The organism is Agrilactobacillus composti DSM 18527 = JCM 14202, assembly GCF_001436375.1.
GTDB classification, from domain to species: domain Bacteria; phylum Bacillota; class Bacilli; order Lactobacillales; family Lactobacillaceae; genus Agrilactobacillus; species Agrilactobacillus composti.
Map to the genome: position 1 here is coordinate 1 of NZ_AZGA01000011.1, position 23,458 is coordinate 23,458.

Sequence of the window (23,458 nt, forward strand, 5' to 3'; positions counted from 1 at the left end):
TCGGTACTTTTAGGAACTATTTGGAACGCCTGAATTTATAAATTGGGTAAGTAGGGATCGAACCTACAAATTGCGGATTCAGAGTCCGCTGCCTTACCATTTGGCGATTACCCAATGAAATTTACAACTTTTATAGTATATGAAATATCACAAAGTTTGTCAATTACATATTGTTAATTTCTTGGGTAATGTTACTTATTTCAGGGTGTTGCGGGCTTAAGTTCAGGGGTTGGATGAATTTCCGAAAAAACGAAATCCAGCTTGCCCGTTGGTTGAATATAAACAATGAGTTTCGTGTTTGCCAAATCCATTGTTTCAAAGTGTATTGCAAAAACCTCATCTTGGTGATTTTCATACAATGCTTGCTGATTAATGGTTAAACCGGGGTTACGAAATAGATCCATTTCAAACACCTCCCAAAGAAGTTGCTAAAAAATTAGCGGTTGGCCGTATCCAGCAATTGTTGGGTTAAATAGCGGGGGTCATTTTCAGGTGGCAAAACTTTGACTGGAAAGTTATCATGCACATTTTGCACAGCTTGTTGTAAATTCCCCTTAGAAATGACCTGCTTTTCAAGTGCGGCCTGAACAGCTGTGAATAAATCGGATCTTGCAACTGAATCATATTGTAAAGCTGGGTAACTGTCAAATAAATACAACTTAGACAGACGAGCCAATAAAAGATCAGTCGTTTGATTGGCTTTGGCACTGATTGATTCCAGGATCGTTAAGAAAACCCAAACTGTGTGTAAGTGTTGCTGAGCGTATTCCCAACTGATTTGTTTATCCAGAATTTCTGCGATAATGCTGTAGTCTGAGCGGGACAGGACTTGCATATTTTCTAGCACAAATTCTGTGTTGATAGCTTGTGTTAAGCCATAACGATCTAATAGTTTTTGACTGCGATATTGACTCATAATGGATACCTCATGATTTTTAGGAGAATGGCTACTGAATACAAAAAAAGCGAACCTAGTATTTAGATTCGCATTTTCAGGGTTCAACTGACTTAGTCTATTTTATGATTTTGAATTGATGAACTGTTCCAGAGCAACTTCCGTTTGCGTTCATTCCAAAATGTTTCTTTCATGTCACGATAATAGATATGGACATGACAATTTGGACATTCTTTAAGACCATAAGCCATCGGTTGATGACATTCTGGACAAACAAAGTCTTTTGAAGTTTGATCCTGTGATTCAGACATAATAACAAATCCTTTATTATTTATTAAAGCAGTAGCTTACGATATAATTTGATAATTAATCAGCTTGCTAAGCATATCGGCTTCTTGGTTAACGTGGGCAGCGGTGGTTTGTGGCAAAATAAAGGCTGTCTCCATTTTGTGGGGATCTAAGTCGCCAGTGACTGTGATTAAAGAGTAAAAGGTATTTTCACTCATATCAACTGTATCAACCGTTCTAAACGTATATGCCTTAATTTTATCCAGGTTGTCCGAAAACGGCAACAAGAAGTTCGCAAGAACGCGATAAGAGTAATAAACAGTTTCTTCGTAAGTTTTACCTTTGGCGAAGATCTGAGGGATATTGATAAAATTGATTGTGTAGCCATCATTAGTCTTGGTGTTTTTGACGCCAAAAACAAAATTTTGATTGGATTCAGCTTGAATCATAAACAATCCTCCGAATTGGTGAGAAGTTTTCTTGGTCTGTCATTTCTTAATCATATTCTAATATTAAAGGTTTTTTACCGATTTAGCAAGGGAAATTGTCGATTAATCATTAGAAAACGATAAGAATGTTATAATCTTGCAAAAGTTGATTTACTTTTTAAAATCGAGCTGGTAAAATAGTACAAGTACGCGGGTGTAGTTTAGTGGTAAAATCCCAGCTTCCCAAGCTGAAGTCGCGAGTCCGATTCTCGTCACCCGCTTTAAATAACTTTCTGTGTTAGACCAATGCTGTGGTGTTGGTCTTTTTTGATGCCTTAATTAACAAGTTCTATGCAGATTCATCTGAGTCATGGGGGAGTTTTTCTTGCCGGTGATTAACCGCAATCAAGCAGAGCACGGTGATGACAATTAAGCTACTCCCGACTAAATCACTCACGGTAAAGCTCACACCTAAAACGGTAACCGCCAGAATGGTGGCTGACAAGGGTTCAAAGGCATCTAAAATACTGGCCAGCGTTGTAGAAATATACTTGAGACTGGTTAAATAAAAAACATACGCCAACAAGGTGCCGAAAATAACCACGAAGCCAATGGCAGCAAAGTCCTTACCGCTCAAATGCAAAGGTGTCTGCCAAAATGGTTGAATGCTATTAAAGATGATGCCACCTAACAACATCGCCCAAGTCATGACGATCAACGGGGGATAATGTTCCAACAGTTTCACCGGCAATAAGGTATTAGTTGCCACTGCCACACCTGAAAGTAAGCCCCAAAATAGCGCTAATGGAGATATCACCAAATGCCGACTGTTACCATGGGTCACTAATAAGTAAGTCCCTAAAATCGTCAAAATGATAGCGATGATTTCAATTAAGTTAGGTCGCTGCCTTTTGGCAATCAAAAGCCAAAGGGTAATGAAAATGGGACCGGTGAATTGTAAAACCGTGGCCGTAGCAGCGTTGGTGAAATTTATGGCCACAAAATAAGTGTATTGGGACATAATAACGCCAAAAACTGCAAAAAGTAGCAGTGAAACAACATTGGTTTTACGCTTCCAAATTGACCAGAGATCACGCTTGGTCACTAAGCAATAGCCAAAAAGTAATAGACCACTACCCAATAGGCGCACGCTGGTTAACCAAAAAGGGGATATGGGTAGATTTTCAAAGAGATGCTGGGCAATAACGCCGGAAATACCCCAAAAAGTTGCCCCCACACCAGCCAGTAACATACCCAATAAGGCACTGTTTTTATGTAACATGATTTACTCCTATGATCATAAATTCTAAACCTTAAATAGCGTACCACATCCTTGGCGGTGAAGGGGAAATAATTTTTCGACTGGCGCGGGTTGACAAGGTTAGACACTTTACATTAGAATAAGAAAGAAATCTAGAGAATAAGCTAATAATTGAGGGATATAGTGACTGGGTGATAGTGAAAACCCAGCGATTCAAGTTAGCAGTCGCGCCCTAGACCTAAATCAAGTATATATTAAGTGGGCTTTTGAGCCAATTAGAGTGGTACCGCGGAATTTTTCGTCTCTTCTGTAAGTTAATTTACAGGGGAGCTTTTTTAATATTAGGAGGCAGTTATGGAGTTTAAACAACAAGTGATTTCAGCATTACAGCCAGTTTTAGGCGACAATGTGGACGAAGCAACTTTGAGCAAGTTAATCGAAGTGCCTAAGAATTCTGAAATGGGTGATTATGCTTTTCCAACTTTTATATTAGCTAAGAGCCTGCATCAAGCACCACAACAAATTGCAGCTGATTTAGTCGCAAAAATTGATCAAGCACCCTTTGAAAAAGTCGTTGCGACAGGGCCTTATATTAACTTCTTTTTAAATAAAGCGGCTTTCAGTCAAGTGACACTACAAGAAGTACTGACTCAAAAACAAACTTATGGTGATCAAGATCTAGGCGAAGGTAAGTCTGTTCCCATCGACATGTCTTCACCTAATATTGCCAAGCCAATTTCGATGGGGCATTTGCGCTCCACAGTCATCGGCAATTCAATTGCTAAGATTTTAACAAAAACGAACTATCAACCTGTTAAGATCAACCACTTAGGTGATTGGGGCACGCAATTCGGGAAATTGATCGTAGCTTATAAAAAGTGGGGTTCTGAAGCCGAAGTTAAGGCGGATCCCATCACAAACCTGCTGCGATATTATGTAAAATTCCATAAAGAAGATGTGGCGCATCCTGAACTCGATGAGGAAGCTCGGGAATGGTTTAAGAAATTAGAAGATGGTGACCAAGAGGCAACTGCACTTTGGCAATGGTTCCGTTCTGAATCACTCAAGGAATTCCAAAAGATTTATGACATGCTAGGGGTTGAATTTGATTCCTTCAATGGGGAAGCTTTTTATAATGACAAGATGGATGAAGTTGTCAACTTGTTGGCAGAAAAGCATTTGTTAGTTAAGAGCCAAGGCGCTGAAATTGTTGATTTATCAAAATACAATTTAAATCCAGCCTTGATTCGCAAGTCTGATGGCGCCACACTTTATATGACCCGGGATTTGGCTGCAGCAATTTATCGCAAACGAACTTATCATTTTGTTAAATCATTATATGTTGTGGGTAATGAACAAAGCGAACATTTTAAACAATTAAAAGCTATTTTAAAGGATATGGGCTATGCTTGGGCGGACGATATCATTCATATTCCATTTGGCTTGATTACTGAAAATGGCAAGAAATTATCTACACGGCAAGGACGGGTCATTCTTTTGGAAAAAGTCTTAAATGATGCCATTGACCTGGCTAAACAGCAAATTGAAGCTAAGAATCCAACTTTGGCTAATAAAGATCAAGTTGCTAAAGAAGTCGGCGTTGGCGCCGTAATTTTCCATGATTTGAAAAATGATCGGATGGATAACTTTGATTTCAATTTGGAAGAAGTTGTCCGTTTTGAAGGCGAAACTGGTCCTTATGTCCAATATACAAATGCTCGGGCGCAGAGTATCTTGCGTAAGAGTGGGGTGGACGTGCCGGATACGGCAGAAACTGGGTTAGATGATCCGGCTGCTTGGGAAATCTTGAAATTATTAAATGATTATCCAAATGTGATTCAGCGGGCGTTGGCCGCCTATGAACCATCGGTGATTGCTAAGTACAGCTTGCACTTGGCTAAAAGCTTTAACAAGTATTATGCCCATACTCGAGTTTTAGTAGATGATGGTCAATTAACAGCTAAGTTACGCCTAGTTAAGGCTGTTAGTACTGTTTTGGAAAATGCCTTAGGCTTGTTAGGCGTCGCCAGTCCAAAAGAAATGTAAATCATGAGGTAATGTCGTATGAAAAAAACAGAACGTCAGATGATTTTAGAACAGATTATCCATCAGCATGTGGTCAGTACCCAAGATGAGCTATTGGCTTTGCTTAAAGATGAAGGTGTTGATGCAACCCAAGCAACAATTTCTCGAGATATTCGAGATCTACAAATTGTCAAAGCGCGGGATGAAAGCGGCAATTTACGTTATATGATTTTTCAAGGTGATTCCGTCAGCAACGATGAACGGCTTGAAGATACGATCAGTAATGTGGTGTTGTCGGTGGTACAAGTTCAATTTCTAAATGTTGTCAAAACATTACCTAGCAATGGCAATGTTTTAGCAGCTGTGATTGATGATTTATCAATGCCCGATGTTGTGGGGACCGTCGCTGGCCATGATACGGTGGTGATCATTTCGCCGGACAATGACGCCGCAAAACGGATGCACCAACGTATTTCAGATAACATCATCGAATAGTTTTTTTCAAACGCATTCAAATAGGCTGTCCGCCAGTGTTAGCGGGACAGCCTATTTTTCACTTAAAAAATGGTTAAATATTGCTGGATATGGCGTTTGAATGGCGACTTGTTGGTCGGTGAAAGGTAGACTCAAATCAAGTTGGTAAGCATGCAACATTAATCTGGGAAAACTTTGTGGTGTTTCATAAAGGGGATCGCCAATAATCGGCGCGCCAATATGGGCTAAATGCACTCTAATTTGATGTGTTCGGCCAGTTTCCAAAGTGAGTTTTAGCAACTGATAGTTATTATTTTCTGCTAATATTTCATAACCGGTTTTAGCCGGCAGACCATCTGTGCGGACTTGACGCTTGCGCTTGTCATTGGGGTCAAGTCCAATGGGTGCTGTTATCTGACCAGTGGCCGGCAAGTTAGGATGGCGCTGAATCAAGGCGATGTAGTGACGGTGGATAATTTTATCACGAAATTTGGCGTTTAAAATTGGCACGACCAACGGATTTTTGGCAAATACAATCAGACCGCTGGTGGCCATATCTAAACGGTGTAAAATATAAGGTTTTTGTTTTGTCTGAGCCAAATAGCCGGCGACTTGATTTAATAATGTTCCCCGTTCCCCTGGTTGGTTAGGGTGGGTTTTGATATTGGCGGGTTTAGCCACTACGATGAGATCTTGATCTTCAAAAAAGATAGTCAGACCATTAAAATCATCCACTAGGTAATCTTGCTCGGAGGCCAGTTTGGTGAACCGTAAGGTAATTTTATCCTGCGCGTGGAGGCGTGAGTTAAAGGGTTGATAGACATCATTAACTAAGATATTATGATCAATTCTTAAAAAATGTTGCCATTTTTTGGGAATAAACCAACGTTTTAATTGTTGACGTATCCCCGTGGTTTGGTAATTGTCCGGTAATATAATTGTTCTAGTAATCATGGCAACCTCATTTGTTTTAAAATCCTTCTAAAGGCGGGTGTGGTCAATGCCATTTAATGTTACAATATTTGAAGTATTTTTGTAAATTAAATTGGAGTTAATGTATGAATAATCCAAATAATCCAGCACCATTTAAGAAATATGCTTTACAATTTTGGCAGTGGTTTAAGGCCGTATGGCATCGATTTTGGCATTTCATGCGCTTGCTAAATCATCGCTTTCAGCTAGTTCGGTGGATTTTATTGATCGGGCTAGTGCTATTCTTTTGTTTAAGTGCTTTTTTAACTTACAAGGCCAAGACATCAGATGTTCAAGATTTAAAATCCGCCCTTAAGACCACCACAACGATCTATGATTCGCAAAATCAAAAGGCGGGGTCACTGTACTCACAAAAAGGTACTTTTGTGGAATTAAACCAGATTTCAAAGAATGTACCTAAAGCAGTTATTTCAACTGAAGATCGCAGCTTTTATACTAATCCCGGTTTCGATATCAAAGGGATTGCTCGGTCTGTCCTCAGCTATGTGATTCACCGAGGACAAATTACCGGTGGAGGGAGTACGTTGACCCAGCAGTTGGCTAAAAATGCCTTGCTGACCCAGCAACAAACCTTTTCTCGAAAACTAGAAGAGTTATTCCTGGCCATTGAAATCAATCGCGTGTATTCAAAAGATGATATCATGACCATGTATTTAAATAACGCTTACTTTGGCAATGGAGTTTGGGGGGTTCAAGATGCCGCTCAAAAATACTTCGGCAAAAATGCTGCGGATTTAACCGTTTCTGAAAGTGCCACGTTTGCGGCCATGTTGCGCTCGCCAAGTTACTATAATCCCATTAATCATATGGATAATGCCATTTCAAGGCGTAATCTAGTGTTGGATTTAATGGTGGATAATAAGCAATTAACTTCCCAAGAAGCCAGTGCGGCCAAACAGCAGCAACTCACATTAAATGATACTTATGCCCAAAGTGACGGGTATCGCTATCCTTATTTCTTTGATGCGGTGATTGATGAAGCTATCAATCGTTATGGCCTTAAAGAAGAAGACATCATGAATAAAGGCTATCGCATTTATACGACGTTGGATCAGACGCAACAAGCTGCCATGCAGCGGTCCTTTAACCAGGATTGGGCATTTCCGGCTGATGCTGCTGATGGGACCCCGGTTCAAGGCGGTTCCATCGCCGTTGATCCTAAAAATGGCTATGTTACGGCGGTGGTCGGTGGCCGTGGCGATCATGTTTTCCGAGGTTTAAACCGTGCAACGCAAATTAAACGGCAACCTGGTTCGACCATGAAGCCTTTAGCTATCTATGAACCGGCGTTGGAATCTGGTTATCACTATGACAGTGTTTTGCAAGATAAACTGACTAGTTATGGCAAGAATCACTATACGCCGGGCAATGCAGATAATACGTATGCCGGACAAGTGCCAATGTATGTGGCTTTGGCCCAAAGCAAAAATGCCCCGGCAGCCTGGCTGCTAGACAAAATAGGGGTAAAAAAAGGCGTGGGTGCTGTTGAAAAATTTGGCATCAATGTACCTGAGTCTGATCAGAACTTAGCCTTTGGCCTGGGTGGTTGGGGCAAAGGTGTTTCCCCTTACCAAATGGCCCGGGCATATACCGCTTTTGCCAATAATGGCAAATTAGCCAATACGCACTTTATCACAAAGATTGTAGATGCCACTGGCGCGGTTATCGTGGATAATAGCGATTTAAAGAGTAAGCAAGTCATTTCTAGCAGTCATGCTAAAGAAATGACCAGTATGCTGTTAGATGTCTTTAAAAACGGCACTGGGCAAACTGCGAAACCAAGTGGCTATACAGTTGCTGGTAAGACTGGAAGTACCGAAGTACCGGATAGTTACGGCTATGGTACCAAGGATCAATGGATTGTGGGTTATACCCCAAATATTGTCGTTGCAACTTGGATCGGTTTTGATAATACTGATCAAACTCATTTCTTAAAGGGGATTAGTGAGCAAGGTGTGGCGCCTATTTTTAAATTAGAAATGGAAAACATCTTGCCAAATGATGGGGATTATCAATTTAATACACAACCGGCTTCCACCATCGCTGCCGACGAAAATGCCAATAATAAAGGTAATTGGTTCGATGATATTGGCAAGAATATCGAAGATGGCATCGAAAATGGAAAAAATGTGTTAAAGAATGCCCAAGAAAAAGCTAATGAATGGTATAATGATTTGAAATCGTTTTTTGGTAACTAAATCACAATTTAAAGGAGATCGACATGGCTGTTAATATTTATGATACTGCAAACAAATTAGAGGAAGAATTACAACAAACCGAAGAATTCATGCTGTTGCAAAAAGCTTTTGCTGATGTTAAAAAGGATGATTTTGCCTTTGCAACATTCAAGAAATTCCAACAACTTCAAATGGAATTACAACAACAACAAATGAATGGTGAAGAAATCTCTGATGACAAGATCAAAGAAATTCAAGATATGAGCGAACAATTATCTAAATATGACTCTATCAAGGGCCTGATGGATACTGAACGTAAAATGAGCACTTTGATGGATGATTTAAACCGGATCATCTCTAAACCAATTGCTGACATTTATAAATTACAGTAAGCTTTAAGCTTTGAATTTGAATATTTCCACTGCGATTTTTGCAGCTGGGAATATTTTTTTGCAAAAAATTGGGAATTTATGCGAATTCTTAAGCTTATCTTTAGCTTTTTTACGTATACTATTATATAAGTCTATACATTTTCACCAAATAAGCATTGGAGGTGGCTTTATGAAATTTATTCATTGTGCTGATGCCCATCTAGATAGTCCATTTTTAGGCTTGAAACAAATGGATGCACAAATTGGGGCGCAATTATATCAAGCACCCTTTACAGCATTTGAAAAAATGATTGAGCGCGCCATTAGTGATGACGTGGCATTCGTATTAATTTCAGGCGATACATTTGATTCACAAAATCAAAGTTTAAAAGTACAGTGGTTTTTAAAGAATCAATTTGAACGCCTCCAAAAGGCGCAAATACAAGTTTATCTTATATTTGGAAATCACGATTATATTAATGACACCACGACTCATGTGAACTATCCGGAAAATGTCCATGTTTTTGGACCAAGTGTTCAAACTTATCGCTTCATTAGTCAAGAAGGTTATAAGATCGATATCAACGGGTTTAGCTATGATCAACGCCATATTCCCACATCACGGACTAGTGAATATCCAAAGCCGGCGCCAGATGCCAAATTAACCATTGGTATGTTACATGGGGGGCTTTATGGCAATGGGGCTAATGACTATGCACCCTTTACATTAGAAGCGCTCCAGCAACAGGGTTATGACTATTGGGCCTTGGGACATATTCACCATCACCAAATTTTAAGTCAGCGGCCTTTGATTATTTATCCCGGTAATTTGCAAGGGCGTCAAGCTGATGAAAGCGGAGCTAAGGGTTTTTATGAAGTGAATTATGATTTCGACGAATTGAAACCAACTTTTATGCCAGTGGCACCATTTCAATGGCAGACCTTGACGGTGGAATCCCCTGAACCACTGAATATTAATGCTGTAGTGGCCCATTTACAAGATATGCTCATAGCTTTTCCAAGACACACTAATTTCTTGTTATCCATCGTTTTAAAGGCCAATTCAGTGGCCAAAGAAGTTCAAGAGGCGTTAATCAACGAGCAGTTATTGAGTATCTTGCAAGATCAACTAGGCAATACCATGGCGAATCAAATTATTTATCCGGTTTCAGTTCGCCTGATGGCTGAAGCAGATATGAATTTGCCAGAAATAGATACGAAGTTTTGGCAAGCCAATGTGGATCAAGTTTTCAATTTAAAAAATTTACGCGAAGTTCTGGGTAATTTAACCAGTGAACGCTTCATTACCCAGGAGTTTATTCATGAAGATAGACTAAATGAATTGCGTAAGAATGCCGAACTGAAAATTTTAAATAATATCCAAGAAGAGGATGCGGATTAATGTATATTCGACAGGTGAAAGTATTTGGCTTTGGGAACTTGATTGAGCGCGAATTTACCTTTGATCCCAAATTAACGGTTGTTTACGGGTTGAATGAAACTGGGAAGAGTACGCTATTAGAATTTATTGTGAGTATTTTATTTGGCTTTGCTACGAAAAAGCGTCCCTTTGAACAATACATTCCTAAGAATTCAGGTCGTTATGGTGGTGAGTTAACGCTCAATATCAAGGGCAAAGATTACCTTGTACGCCGGGTAGACGGCACTTCCGGTGGTGAACTAGAAACGTATATTGATCAGCAAAAAGTGCCCAACGAATTATTCTACAATGCCTTGAAGCCTTTAAATAAAGATTTATTTAAGGAATTATTTTATTTTGATACAAATGAAATGCTATCTATTGCGAATCTAAATAAAAATGAATTGATGCAGCAGATTTTAGCGATCGGGGCAATCAATAGTGGCGACTGGCTCAAGCAGGCTGAAACCTTTGAAAGTCAGGCTAAGGCCCTGTATAAACCTAGTGGCCGTAAGCCGCCAATTAACCAAAAGTTAAATGATTATCATGCGTTGGAACAAAAAATTCAGCGAACACGACAAAACTTGCCCCGTTATTTGGCCTTAGAAAATGACCAAGCTACTGTCAGTCAGAAATTAACAGACATTGTGACCCAACAAGGCCAATTGGATGACGCGGTTAAACAACTGGCACACTTACAAGCAATTTGGCCGAGTTACCAGCAGTATTTGGATCTGCAAGCGGAACAAACACCTGATATGGCAAATCAAGGTGATGTAGTGGCCATCAATGAGAAATATCAGCAAATGCAGACGAAAATTGATATGCAAACTGATTTCATTGAAAAGCGCCGAGGCCAGAGTTTACAACCGACAACGGGGAATACTTATTATGACACCCATGCGGATGAATTTTTACAAATGCAACAAAAATTACCTCATATTCAGACTTTGGCCAGTCGGCATGAGGTATTACAAAAGCGCATCACAGAAAATAAAACACAACTGGCGCAATTACAAGAAAGTAATGCTGCAGTAACGAAAGACATGCAACCGTTGTCCAGTGAAGATTTGAGTCTAGTGAGTCAATACAAAGCGCAAGCGAAAACGCAAGAGACCTTAAAGACCCAATTAGATCAAACCGATGCTGAGTTGCAGTTGCAAGAAAACCAACACGTTCGGACTTTAAATGATTTACAGGCGGTTCAAGCTCAGGGCTCACCGGCTGAGAGCAGTGGCTTTTTAAATGGATTAATGGTCCTTGGTGGGCTTATCTTCATTGTTGGGTTATTTCTACCAAGTTTTGTCAAAATCATTTCTTTGGCTGGTATTGGATTGGTAGCTTTAAGTGTTTATCAAAAGAAAACGGTGGCAACACGCACGACCGATCCGCAAATTGATGGGCAGATTCAAGTGGTACAGGCACAAATTGAAAGTGTCAAACAACAGCGGCATCAATTAGGAGCCAAGCAGCAAGAAGTGACACAAAAGTTGCAGGAATTGACCCAAAATATTCAACAAATTCAACAGAAATATCATTTGAATGATCAAGTGGATCCGTTGCAAGTTCAATCTTTGTTAACTACAATTAATCAACTGCAGGAAGATATTGAAAACCAGACTGCAGAATTAGAAGATATGCAACAACAATTAATCGAATTCGACAATTTAGCAGCATTTTTAAAGGATAAATTAGGACAAGTACCTACTTTTTCAAAAGATTATTTCCAAGTCTTAAATGACGCATTAAAAGATTTTGAGAAGGTTAGCGCCCAAAATCAACAAACGATTTTGGAACAAGAACAATTAAAAACGTGGTTAAAGCAACAAAATGTGGAATTAGCTGATTTGCGTTATCAACAACAACAACTTTTAGCTGATAATCATTTTAAAGATTTTACAGCGTTACAAAAGGCTTTAGGGACGCTTAAAACAGCACGCGACAATCAAGAACGCTATCATTTCTTGAAGAATCAATTAGCCCCTGAACTGGATAGTTTGACGCATTTTCAAACGGAGGCTGAATTAAAGCAGACTTTGGAACAACAGCGCAAACAATTGGTAACACTTAATGAGCAAGCTGAAAAACTGCATCAAGACCATAATGAGCTCACGGTTAAAACGACGCAATTAGCCACCGGTGATCGTCTCCAAGAACTCCAACAACAACTGGCTAACTTGCAAACGGCGTTACTGGCCGACATCAACGACTATTTACTAGCGACTTTAACCGCGCAGTGGGTTCGGGGTACTTTGGAAGCTGCTAGTCAGAATCGCTTACCTAAAATATTAGAACATGCCCAAGCTTATTTTAGAATATTAACATTTGATAATTATCAAAGGATTATCTTCAAGGCCCAAAATATCTACGTTCAGTCTAAGGATATTCAAGAGTTTAACGTCAATGAGTTGTCTTTGGGAACGATGGAACAGCTATATTTGGCGTTACGTTTAGCATTCACAGTGGAATTAAGCGATTTGGTGAAGATGCCAATCTTATTAGATGACGTCTTGGTGAATGCTGACCAGCAACGGTTAACGCAATTGGTCAAACTTGTTGAGCAGATTAGTGCGGACAATCAAATTATTCTGACAACTGCCCACAATGAATTTTTAGATTTGTTTAAAGCAGCAAAAGTTATTCAATTGTAAAGGAGATTCTATGTCAAAAGGGTTAGTAGACTATCAAGATGGGGAACATATCGATCAAAATGTTTTAATTCGAGATGCCGATATTCGCACCGCAAAAAATGGGAAGCCATTCATTGCACTTATTTTCTCAGATAGTTCTGGACAAATTAAGGGAAAATTATGGGGCGCTAAACCAGAAGATATCGCACAATTTGTGAAGGGCACGATTGTCCATTTGAAGGGTTTGCGGGAGATTTATCAAACCACCCCCCAAGTTCGTATCGATAAAATGACGGTGAGTACAGATCCAAATATTTCAGTTGATGATTTAGTACCCCATGCACCAATAAATAAAAGTGATTTAGAAGCTCAATTGAATCAATACCTATTAGAAATAACAGAGGCCAAATGGAATCGGATTGTCCGCTGGTTGTTGGCCAAAACCGATGGTAAATTTTTTGATTATCCTGCAGCCAAATCTAACCATCATGCTTATGCGGGTGGGTTGGCTTATCACACCATCAGCATGTTGAAATTAGCGGCGGCTATCAGCCAAGAATATCCACAAATTAATCAAGCTTTGCTATATGCTGGCACTATTTTGCATGATCTAGGCAAGGTTGTTGAGTTAACCGGCCCAGAGACCACCACCTACACCTTGAGTGGCAATTTGATTGGGCACATCGTCTTAGTTGATGAGGCAATTGTAGAAGCCTGTGAGGCTCTTAATTTTGCTTTAACTGATGAGAAAATTATTTTACTGCGTCATATGGTTTTAGCCCATCATGGGCAGTTGGAATTTGGATCACCGGTTCGACCTAAATTATTGGAAGCTGAAGTGTTGCATCAAATTGATGAAATGGATGCTTCCTTGACTATGATTTCAACAGCGTTGGCCCATACCAAACCTGGTCAATATACACCCCGACTATTTGCATTAGAACAAAGACAGTTTTATCAACCTAAGTTATAAAAACATACAAAAACAGCGCAGCCATCAAATTGGCTGCGCTGTTTTTGTAAGTACTTTTTGATTCAAGATAACCGATTCGGCTATTTACTTTGCAGAAGAAGTAGTTGAACCAGTACCTGAGGTAGATTTGCTAGATTGTAGGTAACCAGCTAAGATATCTTTCATATCATTATCCTTGATGGAGACGTTACCCTTTTTCAAAGACTTGGCGATAACGCCCTGCATAACGGTAGAATCTTGCATCCACTTGTTATAAAGTTGTGTCTTTAATTCAGCAGTGTGGTCTGACATCTTACCCTTACCAGGGTTCTTGATCATTTCAATGACTTCATAGCCAGATTCTGTTTTAACAGGTGTTTTGGTGTATTCGCCATTCTTCAGCTTAAAGGCAGCCTTTTTAGTGGCAGAGTCCATTGAAGTGTCTGTGTTATCAAAGGCAGGTAACTTACCACCATTGTTTTTAGTAGCAGAATCAGTTGAAGACTTCTTAGCCAGATCAGCGAACTTAGCACCGCTGTTCAATTGATTAATAATATCATTTGCAGCATCTTCAGATGAAACGACAATATGTGCCACGGTAACTTTAGGCTCGTAAGATTTCCATTGCGTCTTCAAGTTAGCATTCGTGACTTTCTTGTTAGCTTTTAAAGCAGCTTCCGTTAACAAGTTTGTCCGGATATTCTTTTTGAACGAAGCGGTTGTCATACCGTTTTGTTGGAGCAAAGAACTGAAGGAAGAGCCGTATTGATCTTTATACTTGTTGTATTCCTTAGTCACTTGCTTGTCGGAAACTTTTTTACCATATTGATCTTCTAAAACTTGTGTGATGATCATGGTTTGCAATGTGGATTTACCAGCTGAGGACTTCTTCATTTCGTTATAGTAGTCGTCCTTGGTAATTTTGCCGCCTTTAGTTGTGGCAACGGTGTTGTTATTGGAACAGCCGGCTGCAACAAAAATTAGCATGATACCAGCCAAAGCTAGTAAAAGCTTCTTTAAACCTTTTGACATCAAATAAACACATCCTAATAAAAAAAATTTTACTGTTCAACGCAGTAAGTCCTCGAATAATATACCATAATCAAGAAAATAATGATACGAATTCTCAAATATTCACACTTATTTCAAACTTTCTATATAATTGAAATTATTACTTCGGTGCCACATCGTTAAGGCTTTCCGTCAGCTCAGTGACGGTGTCATTGAGCTGGTCAATTCTAGGCTGTGTTTCAAATTGAAAAGTGTCCAGGGTATCCTTTAAGCCCTCAGCAACGGTGACACCAGTGGTTTGGACAGTGTCGTTAAAGTGATTGACCGAATTTTTGAAGTGGGTTAAACTAGTTTGAAAATCTTGGGTAGCCGCTGTCACATCATCGACATAATTTGTCACGGCTTCAATGTGTTGGGTCCCGGTTTTTTTAGTGGTCAATAGCCCGTAAAGGCCACCGGCAAGTGCGCCCAAAAGTAGCCCGGTTGCAAATTTTGCCATATTTAAACCTCCAAATGCGCCTTGATGTTATCGGCGATTTTTTGTAATTTTTCAGGGGTATATTGATCTGTATGGTCACCCCAATGCATCCAGAAGTCGTCTTTTTTAGAATAGCGGGGGACAAAATGAACATGGGAATGGAAAACTGACTGATAGGCGATTTCACCGTTATTATTACAAATGTTCATCCCAATAATTTTGGGGTCACTGGCCTTAATAGCTTTTGCAATCAAGGGGATCCGGCTGAAAACTTGTGCTGCTAATTCCTCATCATATTCGAAAATGTCAGCCACATGTACTTTAGGAACCAGTAAAGTATGACCTGGGGTGACTTGGGAAATGTCTAAAAATGCTTTGACATAGTCATCCTCATAAACGGTTGTGCTGGGAATTTCATTTCGAACAATTTTACAAAAAATACAATCTTCCATAAAAACTATTCCTCCTTGAGTGGATAAATGAATTTCTAATCTTTAATTTTCATGCTATCATAAAGTGATTAACTTTAACAGAATTCAAAAAATAAGGGGCAACTAAATTGAGTTTAGAGATCAAAAATTTGACTGGTGGCTATGCCCATGTAGCCGTTTTAAAAGATGTTTCCTTTACCGCAAATGACGGTGAGATCACCGGATTAATTGGATTAAACGGCGCTGGCAAGTCCACGACCATTAAACATGTTATCGGTCTATTGATTCCGCAAAAGGGCGAAATCAATGTGAATAATATGACCCTAAAGGCAAATAAAGATGCATACCATCAACAAATCGCTTATGTACCGGAGACACCGGTGTTATATCCTGAACTAACACTAAGAGAACACATTGAATTGGCGATTTTGGCTTATGATTTAGATCATGATGAAACGATGGCTAAAGCCATGGTTTTATTAAAAAAATTTCGGTTAGATAATAAACTGGATTGGTTTCCAAATAACTTTTCCAAAGGTATGAAACAAAAGGTCATGATTGTTTGTGCTTTTATGACGGATGCCAAATTATTCATTATCGATGAACCTTTCACAGGATTAGACCCACTGGCGATTCATGATTTGTTAGACGTTGTTGAAGCTAAAAAAAAGGCTGGTGCTGCCATTTTAATGTCAACGCATATCTTAGCCACCGCCCAACAATATGCTGATCGTTTCGTCTTGCTAAATGACGGTAAGGTTCGCACCAGTGGTACGTTGGCAGAGTTAAAGCAAACCTTTAATATGTCAGATGCTAATTTGGATGATATCTATCTCCAGATGACAAAAGAGGCGGTTGATAACCATGCTTGAGTTATGGCAACAACGTTTACGTCGACATATCAGTCGGCAGTTTAAATACTTGCGCTTAGTGTTCAATGATCATTTCGTGATCGCCCTTATTTTTTTAATTGGTGCTTTGGCCATGGGCTACGCTAATTTATTAAAATTATTGCCCACTGCCCCTTGGTGGGGAGGCTTAGTAGTGGGATTATTGTATGGTGTGGTCCTTGGGGTGGGGCAATTAGCCACCTTGCTGGAACAAGCCGATGATACCTTCTTATTGCCTAAAGAAAGTGACCTTTTCCACTATTTGGTCGCTGCACGTAATTATAGTTTGATATTGCCCACTATTTTTAGTATCCTAGCAGGTATTGCAATTTTGCCCTTAGCGGCGGTTTTGGTGGCAAATTTTGGGCTTTGGGCCGGTGTCATGATGATCTTGACCTTGATCATTTTAAAGGATACCCAATTGTGGCTAGCACTCCTAGGAGCCTATGAAGTCAACGGGAAAACACCGACATTATACCAACACAAAACCTACTTTTACGGTGTGGTCTATGGCTTAATGTTACTGGGGCTTTATTTATCGCCGTTTATTAGTGTTGTATTAGCGTTGGCTTGGAATTTATGGATGCGGCGCAACATTACGGGCTATGTTTTAGAAGGTCAGTTGCGCTTTGAAGCCAACATTGATCTGGAGGCTGCACGCCAGTATAAGATTCTAAAGATTTATAATTTGTTTACGGATATTCCAAGTTTGCAACGGCATGCCAAACGCCGTAAATATTTGGACTTTTTATTAAAACTATTTCCAGCCAATCATCGCAATACTTATTTATACTTATTTGCCCGGGGGTTTTTGCGGGGGACTGAGTATTTAGGTTTTTATTTACGCTTTTTATTGATTGGCACCCTTATTTTATGCTTTGTCCATCAATTATGGGTCAGTCTGGTGCTTTATTTACTATTTTTATATCTATCCGGGTTCCAACTGTTACCATTCTTTGATCAATATGATAGTATTGTTTTTACGAAACTTTATCCGATACCGGCTAAAGAAAAGTTGGCCGGTTTTCAAAAATTATTAATGACAATATTAGGCCTGCAATGGTTTGTGACCTCTATCCCATTAGTGTTTGTGTTTGGGGTTAGCCTCCAGACGGGATTGATGATCATTGGGGGATTGGCGTTGACGCTTGTTTTTGTTTTTGGCTATGCCAAGACACGCTTAAAAAAAGGCTTGGCCGAGTAATAGCTAATTTAAAAACTGTTAATATATAACCATGTAAATAAAATTTGAGGTTTTAAGTTTGTGATTACCTCGGCATTAATCTATTTGAATGCTGATTTAATGGTGATTGTATGCTTTAAAACTTGTTAGAGGAGTTTGGCTGTATGACTTTTGGACTCAGTCAAGATTGGGAGATTGAATCTGCTGGTGGCAGTACGGGTAATGCCTTTATTGGAATTTCCACGCAGCATGATACCAAAAAGATTTTTTTGAAACGAAATACCTCACCTTTTCTAGCTGCACTATCCGCTGAGGAGATCACACCCAAGTTACTTTGGACAAAGCGCATGCCTTCTGGGGACGTGATCACTGCCCAACAGTGGGTCGATGGCTGGACGTTAACCAAAGGGGAAGTTCAAAATCAACGGACTGCACAACTATTGGCTAAGGTGCATAGCTCCAACTTATTAAAAAGTATGCTGGAGAAGATTGGCGGCAGTTTTGTGACCCCAGATCAAATGTTACAGCAACTCAGTGCCGGTTTACCAACTAAGGCCAAGCAAAGTGCTGCAATTGCTACTGGATTACGCTGGCTAGAAAATCATACCTTACAAGTTCCAATTTCCAGTTACCGTGTGTGCCATGGCGACTTGAATAAGAAAAATTGGTTGCAGACACGGTCTGGCAATTTATTTTTAGTGGATTGGGATCAAGCAATGTTGACCGATCCCGCTTATGATTTGACGACGGTATTGTTGAATTATATTCCCTTTGGAAAATGGTCTTGGTGGCTGAGTGCCTATGGGTTAACCTTGGATGAGGTGTTATTGCAAAGAATACAATGGTTTGCAATTTTGCAGCAAGTTGCGCAAGGCTGCGCCCAGAGCACAGCCAAAGATGTGGCGGCAATGCAGCAAACCATTGCCAGTTTAACAAAAATGATTAATGTGAATGATTAGGAGAATGTATGAGATTAAGAAATAAACCTTGGGCCAAAGAACTTATCGCGGCGCATCCGGCGTATATTTTAGTGCGGCCAGAAACCATTAAGGGCCATTGGCAAACCCGGTTTGAAACCGAACAACCCTTAAGAATTGAAATTGGCTCTGGTAAGGGACAATTCATCGTAGAAATGGCTAAAGCTTTGCCACAATTTAATTTTATTGCAGTGGAGGTTCAAGAAGCGGCCATTGCCATGATTTTAAAAAAACAAGTTGCTGCGCAATTACCAAATTTGCAGTTATTGTATGCCAATGGTGCTGATTTAGGCGACTATTTTGCCCCAGATGAAGTGGCACAAATTTATTTAAATTTTTCTGATCCCTGGCCTAAAACCAGACATGAAAAACGGCGGCTGACGTACCAATCGTTTTTGCGGCAATATCAAACTATTCTGCAGCCCCAGGGGAAATTAGCATTTAAAACAGACAATCTTGGGTTGTTCGAATATTCGTTGGTGAGTTTAAGCCAATTTGGGCTGATTTTAGACTTTGTTTCGTTAGACTTGCATCACGACCCTCGGGTGACTTTTAATATTGAAACCGAGTATGAAACCAAGTTTGCCACCAAAGGTCAGCCAATTTACCAGCTAAAGGCACATTTTAAATAAAAAAGCAAACGCCAAAAATAAGGCGTTTGCTAAAATTTAGAATGTAAAATCAATGATGGCATTAAATCTTGTAAACATCTAATAATTCACCAGTAGCTGTATCAGCGGCAAACTCATACTGCTGCAAGCCGTCATCTTCTTGGCGAGTAATACCGCCAAAATAGGCTTTTGTATGACGCTGATTGTCAGAATATTGGGCAGGTCTTTGTTCGATCCATGCGCCTTCAATGGGACCTTCCCGTAAAAATAAGGCTTTAACATGGTCTAAGATCTCATCTCTTCGCTGACGTTTTACAAATTGACAGCCATAAGTCATGGCACCACTTAAAAGCACACCAGCCACAAAGCTAAGACCATACAATTTCAGACCTGAATTAGAGCTGTTTTCTTTTGACATAATAAATGCCTCCTGTTCTCCCAGTTAGTTAACCTGTATATGGACAAGTATAACGTGTTTTCTTGGTAAACAAAATTATTTTCTTTTTCACTTACTTATAGTAAACTGTAGTATAGCATAATAAATGGGGAGTGGATATTTTGAAACAACTTGAAACTTTAACAGATGAATCTTTAGCACAAATTGCAAACACTGGCAAACATGTCTTTATGTTCACCGCGACTTGGTGTGGCGATTGCCGGGCACTAGCCCCATTTTTACCGGCAATTCAAGCAGAATATCCTGATTACGAATTTATCGAAGTTGATCGGGATAAATTTATGGATCTAGCCCAAAAGTGGCAAATTTTTGGTATTCCTTCTTTTGTGGCCTTTGATGGCGGCAAGGAAATCGGACGTTATGTCAATAAAGATCGCAAAACTAAAAAACAAGTAGAAGCTTTCATGGATAGTTTACCCCAGTAAAACAAATCAAAGGAGTTTTGAAACACATGCTGATTGCTAGTTATAATCTTAAAGCTTTAGGGGATGTTCTAATTACCATTGTGGCCCCAGACACTAAAACCCAAGCGGTCACGCAAAAGGGCGATGTGGTTCGTATTTTTGATCCAGAATCTAAGCAAACCCTAGGCTACAATTTCTTTAATATTTCAGACTATTTACCAGGATTAGCTGTAGCTGGTCAAGTAGATACAACGACGCAATTAGTGCAAAAATTAAACGATATCTTGCAACAAAATGGGTTTAAACCAGAGCTTGAAAATGACGATACGCCTAAATTTGTCATCGGTTATGTTGAAACATTAAGTGAGCATCCGGATTCTGATCATTTGCACATTGCCCAGGTGCGTGTTGATCACGACCAAAAATTGCAAATTGTTTGCGGTGCGCCAAACATTGCGCAAGGACAGCGGGTCGTTGTGGCTAAAGTTGGGGCAATGATGCCAGATGGTGCGATTATTTGGCCGGGCAAATTGCGGGGCGTTGAATCTGATGGTATGATTTCATCAGCTCGGGAGCTAGATTTACCTAATGCGCCGCAAAAACGGGGTATTTTAGTGTTAGCTGATAATGCGCCTGTCGGCGCAGCTTTTGATTTTCAGCAAGCTCAAAATACATTTGCTTAATTTTTCAGTTAAATTTGTAAGGCCTAGAAGTTGGTGAGTATTTACCAACTTCTTTTTTGTAAACTGTTTTGAAAATTACCGGAAACGGTCCTATGTGTTCGTCGCAACTTGTTATATAATGAATATTGTCTGAAAGGAGAGTCATACCATGACGCATTACGATGGCCCGGCTTTTTATCGAAAAATCGGTGATAAGCCAGTAACGAATACCAAAAGACAAGCTAGACCAAAAGTGTCTACGGTTAAGACCAGTGTGGCCAAGCCAAAGCCGCCAGTCTCCTCAGGACGGCCAGGTCTGGATGAAAATTTTGCAAGATCGCATATTGTTACATATAAACGCGCTCAAAATGAACAACGCTATTATCAAGCCCTACTAGATGAGATGCAAAAGCCTAGGTGGAGCTATTATTTGTTAGGGCAGCCAGAACAAGTCGCTAAGCCAACTACAAACACGAGTACGACAAGTTATGCATTTGAACCCCAACCGACCCCGCCAGCAACTGAACAGGCTGCTGCTGATAATAGTGACGTGACACTTGAAGAGCCTGAACAAGCAATTAACGGTGCCGATAAAACCAGCGAGACATTGCCACCGGTTGAAGATCAGACTGCTGAGCCAGCTGAACAAACGACTACTGCGGCTGATTCTTTGCAACAGCCGTCCATTAAAGTGCCAGATGTTCCTCAAGATAATGCTCGGCAACAACAGCCAGTTGAGCCGAAAGTCGAAAACACAAGTCAGATTTCTGCAACTGACAGCGCCGCGTCTAAGACAACAGCGGCGCCAGAAACTGTCAACCAACCAGAGAACAAGCGCATGCATACCGAAATGTCTGCTGCCGCATCTATTGCCCCTAAAACGACCGTGTCGTCTGCCGATACCCGCTCAACGGCTACGATGCCGATACAGGCTGAACCACAGGCAACAGCCTCAGATAAGCCTTATGTATTGCCACCCCTAAGTCTGTTACCAACGAGTGCTAAACCGCAACAAGCTGAAATGACGGATTGGGCGGACCAGCAAAAACAGGTGTTAGATGAAACCTTGCAAGCTTTCCATGTAGCCGGGTCTGTAACAAAATATACCATTGGCCCCACGGTGACTCAATTTGAGGTTGCACTGGAACGTGGTGTTAAAGTGAGCAAAATCACCAATCTTAACGATGATTTAAGACTGGCGTTGGCCGCTAAAGATATCCGCATTGAAGCGCCAATTCCTGGGCGTAGTACTGTGGGTATCGAAATTCCTAACTTGAAATCTCGAGAAGTTCGCCTGGCAGAAGTATTACAGTCTGATGCGTTTCAAAACAGTCAATCACCGTTGACGATTGCCTTAGGGGTCAATTTATTTGGTCAACCAGTCGTCGGTGATATTGCTAAAATGCCCCATGCGCTGATTGCCGGCTCAACTGGTTCAGGGAAAAGTGTCTTCATCAATTCGTTATTAACTTCATTGATGTATAAAGCTTCACCAGATGAAGTGAAACTATTATTGATCGATCCTAAAGTCGTTGAGTTGGCGCCATATAATGGGCTACCGCATTTACTGGCACCAGTGATTTCAGATACCCGAGAGGCGGCTGCAGCTTTAGAGTGGACGGTTGATGAGATGGAGAAGCGTTATCAACGCTTCGCTGCAGCCAGTGTGCGCAACATTGGTCAATTTAATCAAAAAGCATTACAAAATCACAAACCCGGCTTAAAGATGCCCTATATCGTCTTAATTATTGACGAATTGGCCGATTTAATGATGACTGCTTCCAACGACGTTCAAGACAGTATTGCCCGGATCACTCAAAAGGCCCGGGCGGCGGGGATTCATTTGATAGTGGCTACCCAACGACCGAGTGTCGACGTGGTAACCGGCACCATTAAAAATAACATTCCAACGCGTATTGCGTTCATGGTTTCGAGCCAAATCGATTCCCGGACGATTCTGGATACGGGTGGTGCAGAACGTTTGCTGGGTAAGGGCGACATGCTTTACTTGGGCAGTGGCCAAAACAATCCGGTCCGACTTCAAGGGACATTTATCAATAATGAAATCGATACGGTCATTGATTTTGTGAAGCAGCAACAAACTAGTGCCTATCAATTTCGCGCCAGTGACTTGTTGAAAAAATCAATTGCCAAGTCCCAAGAAGATGATCTGATGCCGGAAGTACTCACCTATTTAGCTAGTGAGAAGACGATTTCTACATCAAAATTGCAGCGGATGTTTTCCATTGGTTATAATCGGGCGGCTAATATTATCGATGATTTAGAAGCCCAAAATTATATCGGTCAAGCACAAGGTTCTAAACCCCGCGAGGTCTATTTTAGTTCTGAGGATTTGAAAGCTAAAAACATCACGCAATCATCAGGTGGGCCTGTTCATTTTCAACGGCCTGATTCACAAGAATAAAACAAAAATGCATAA

Annotated in this window: 23 protein-coding genes and 2 tRNA genes; 15 read left to right on the forward strand and 10 right to left on the reverse strand. The window is 40.3% G+C overall.

Annotated elements, in window-relative coordinates:
- Positions 1–42 precede the first annotated feature (42 nt).
- The 4 genes from FC83_RS03015 to FC83_RS03030 form a co-directional block, all read right to left on the reverse strand.
- Positions 43–114: transfer RNA gene (locus tag FC83_RS03015), tRNA-Gln, on the reverse strand.
- Positions 115–200: 86 nt separating this feature from the next.
- The gene (locus FC83_RS03020) at positions 201–404 is read right to left on the reverse strand and encodes a hypothetical protein (protein WP_035452308.1); all 204 of its coding nucleotides are present in this window, start codon (positions 402–404) and stop codon (positions 201–203) included.
- Positions 405–436: 32 nt separating this feature from the next.
- Positions 437–916 carry a hypothetical protein gene (locus FC83_RS03025; RefSeq protein WP_035452311.1) on the reverse strand — a complete coding sequence of 160 codons (480 nt, stop codon included), beginning with the start codon at positions 914–916 and terminating at the stop codon, positions 437–439.
- Between the two features lie 326 nt (positions 917–1,242).
- Complete coding sequence (locus FC83_RS03030; protein WP_035452313.1) at positions 1,243–1,632, reverse strand: hypothetical protein; 390 nt, start codon at positions 1,630–1,632, stop codon at positions 1,243–1,245.
- A 189-nt stretch (positions 1,633–1,821) separates the two neighbouring features.
- On the opposite strand from FC83_RS03030, the gene FC83_RS03035 reads away from it, so the two are divergent.
- Positions 1,822–1,892: transfer RNA gene (locus FC83_RS03035), tRNA-Gly, on the forward strand.
- 68 nt (positions 1,893–1,960) lie between these two features.
- On the opposite strand, the gene FC83_RS03040 is transcribed toward FC83_RS03035, so the two are convergent.
- Positions 1,961–2,893 carry a DMT family transporter gene (locus FC83_RS03040; RefSeq protein WP_052004582.1) on the reverse strand — a complete coding sequence of 311 codons (933 nt, stop codon included), beginning with the start codon at positions 2,891–2,893 and terminating at the stop codon, positions 1,961–1,963.
- 333 nt (positions 2,894–3,226) lie between these two features.
- Between FC83_RS03040 and argS the strand changes: the two genes are divergently transcribed.
- A complete protein-coding gene (gene argS, locus FC83_RS03045) occupies positions 3,227–4,918 on the forward strand; it encodes an arginine--tRNA ligase (RefSeq protein ID WP_035452315.1) in 1,692 nt (563 codons plus the stop codon).
- Positions 4,919–4,936: 18 nt separating this feature from the next.
- Positions 4,937–5,392 carry an arginine repressor gene (gene argR / locus FC83_RS03050; RefSeq protein ID WP_035452317.1) on the forward strand — a complete coding sequence of 152 codons (456 nt, stop codon included), beginning with the start codon at positions 4,937–4,939 and terminating at the stop codon, positions 5,390–5,392.
- A gap of 51 nt (positions 5,393–5,443) precedes the next feature.
- Here argR and FC83_RS03055 read toward each other — a convergent pair whose 3' ends face one another.
- Positions 5,444–6,325 carry an RluA family pseudouridine synthase gene (locus tag FC83_RS03055; RefSeq protein WP_057002378.1) on the reverse strand — a complete coding sequence of 294 codons (882 nt, stop codon included), beginning with the start codon at positions 6,323–6,325 and terminating at the stop codon, positions 5,444–5,446.
- 197 nt (positions 6,326–6,522) lie between these two features.
- Between FC83_RS03055 and FC83_RS03060 the strand changes: the two genes are divergently transcribed.
- The 5 genes from FC83_RS03060 (at position 6,523) to FC83_RS03080 (ending at position 13,935) form a co-directional block, all read left to right on the forward strand.
- Entirely contained in the window at positions 6,523–8,562 is a 2,040-nt protein-coding gene (locus tag FC83_RS03060; RefSeq protein ID WP_057002405.1) for a PBP1A family penicillin-binding protein, read from the forward strand.
- Positions 8,563–8,585: 23 nt separating this feature from the next.
- Positions 8,586–8,933: a YlbF family regulator gene (locus tag FC83_RS03065; RefSeq protein WP_035452318.1), complete on the forward strand. Its 348-nt coding sequence runs from the start codon at positions 8,586–8,588 to the stop codon at positions 8,931–8,933.
- A gap of 169 nt (positions 8,934–9,102) precedes the next feature.
- Positions 9,103–10,314: a metallophosphoesterase family protein gene (locus FC83_RS03070; RefSeq protein WP_052004585.1), complete on the forward strand. Its 1,212-nt coding sequence runs from the start codon at positions 9,103–9,105 to the stop codon at positions 10,312–10,314.
- Positions 10,314–12,983: an ATP-binding protein gene (locus tag FC83_RS03075; RefSeq protein ID WP_035452320.1), complete on the forward strand. Its 2,670-nt coding sequence runs from the start codon at positions 10,314–10,316 to the stop codon at positions 12,981–12,983. The genes FC83_RS03070 and FC83_RS03075 overlap by 1 nt, the downstream gene beginning before the upstream one ends.
- 10 nt (positions 12,984–12,993) lie before the next feature.
- Positions 12,994–13,935, forward strand: coding sequence for a 3'-5' exoribonuclease YhaM family protein (locus FC83_RS03080; RefSeq protein ID WP_035452321.1), 942 nt, complete (start codon positions 12,994–12,996; stop codon positions 13,933–13,935).
- An 84-nt stretch (positions 13,936–14,019) separates the two neighbouring features.
- Here FC83_RS03080 and FC83_RS03085 read toward each other — a convergent pair whose 3' ends face one another.
- The 3 genes from FC83_RS03085 to FC83_RS03095 all read right to left on the reverse strand — a co-directional run bounded on the left by FC83_RS03085 (position 14,020) and on the right by FC83_RS03095 (position 15,855).
- On the reverse strand, positions 14,020–14,946 hold the full coding sequence (locus FC83_RS03085) for a peptidylprolyl isomerase PrsA (protein WP_035452322.1): 927 nt from the start codon (positions 14,944–14,946) through the stop codon (positions 14,020–14,022).
- Positions 14,947–15,085: 139 nt separating this feature from the next.
- On the reverse strand, positions 15,086–15,424 hold the full coding sequence (locus FC83_RS03090) for a YtxH domain-containing protein (RefSeq protein ID WP_052004586.1): 339 nt from the start codon (positions 15,422–15,424) through the stop codon (positions 15,086–15,088).
- A 2-nt stretch (positions 15,425–15,426) separates the two neighbouring features.
- Positions 15,427–15,855: an HIT family protein gene (locus FC83_RS03095; protein WP_057002379.1), complete on the reverse strand. Its 429-nt coding sequence runs from the start codon at positions 15,853–15,855 to the stop codon at positions 15,427–15,429.
- Between the two features lie 107 nt (positions 15,856–15,962).
- Here FC83_RS03095 and FC83_RS03100 point away from each other — a divergent pair, with 107 nt between their 5' ends.
- From FC83_RS03100 to trmB, 4 genes are all read left to right on the forward strand, one after another.
- On the forward strand, positions 15,963–16,706 hold the full coding sequence (locus FC83_RS03100; RefSeq protein WP_035452323.1) for an ABC transporter ATP-binding protein: 744 nt from the start codon (positions 15,963–15,965) through the stop codon (positions 16,704–16,706).
- On the forward strand, positions 16,699–17,928 hold the full coding sequence (locus FC83_RS03105) for an ABC transporter permease (protein ID WP_057002380.1): 1,230 nt from the start codon (positions 16,699–16,701) through the stop codon (positions 17,926–17,928). The genes FC83_RS03100 and FC83_RS03105 overlap by 8 nt, the downstream gene beginning before the upstream one ends.
- 143 nt (positions 17,929–18,071) lie before the next feature.
- The gene (locus FC83_RS03110) at positions 18,072–18,866 is read left to right on the forward strand and encodes a phosphotransferase family protein (protein ID WP_035452324.1); all 795 of its coding nucleotides are present in this window, start codon (positions 18,072–18,074) and stop codon (positions 18,864–18,866) included.
- Positions 18,867–18,874: 8 nt separating this feature from the next.
- Positions 18,875–19,516 carry a tRNA (guanosine(46)-N7)-methyltransferase TrmB gene (trmB, locus tag FC83_RS03115; RefSeq protein ID WP_035452331.1) on the forward strand — a complete coding sequence of 214 codons (642 nt, stop codon included), beginning with the start codon at positions 18,875–18,877 and terminating at the stop codon, positions 19,514–19,516.
- Positions 19,517–19,577: 61 nt separating this feature from the next.
- Here trmB and FC83_RS03120 read toward each other — a convergent pair whose 3' ends face one another.
- Positions 19,578–19,913 carry a hypothetical protein gene (locus FC83_RS03120; RefSeq protein WP_035452333.1) on the reverse strand — a complete coding sequence of 112 codons (336 nt, stop codon included), beginning with the start codon at positions 19,911–19,913 and terminating at the stop codon, positions 19,578–19,580.
- A 140-nt stretch (positions 19,914–20,053) separates the two neighbouring features.
- On the opposite strand from FC83_RS03120, the gene FC83_RS03125 reads away from it, so the two are divergent.
- From FC83_RS03125 to FC83_RS03135, 3 genes are all read left to right on the forward strand, one after another.
- Entirely contained in the window at positions 20,054–20,377 is a 324-nt protein-coding gene (locus FC83_RS03125; RefSeq protein WP_035452334.1) for a thioredoxin family protein, read from the forward strand.
- A gap of 26 nt (positions 20,378–20,403) precedes the next feature.
- A complete protein-coding gene (ytpR, locus tag FC83_RS03130) occupies positions 20,404–21,039 on the forward strand; it encodes a YtpR family tRNA-binding protein (RefSeq protein ID WP_035452337.1) in 636 nt (211 codons plus the stop codon).
- Between the two features lie 148 nt (positions 21,040–21,187).
- Complete coding sequence (locus FC83_RS03135; protein WP_052004588.1) at positions 21,188–23,443, forward strand: DNA translocase FtsK; 2,256 nt, start codon at positions 21,188–21,190, stop codon at positions 23,441–23,443.
- The last annotated feature ends 15 nt before the right edge of the window (positions 23,444–23,458 follow it).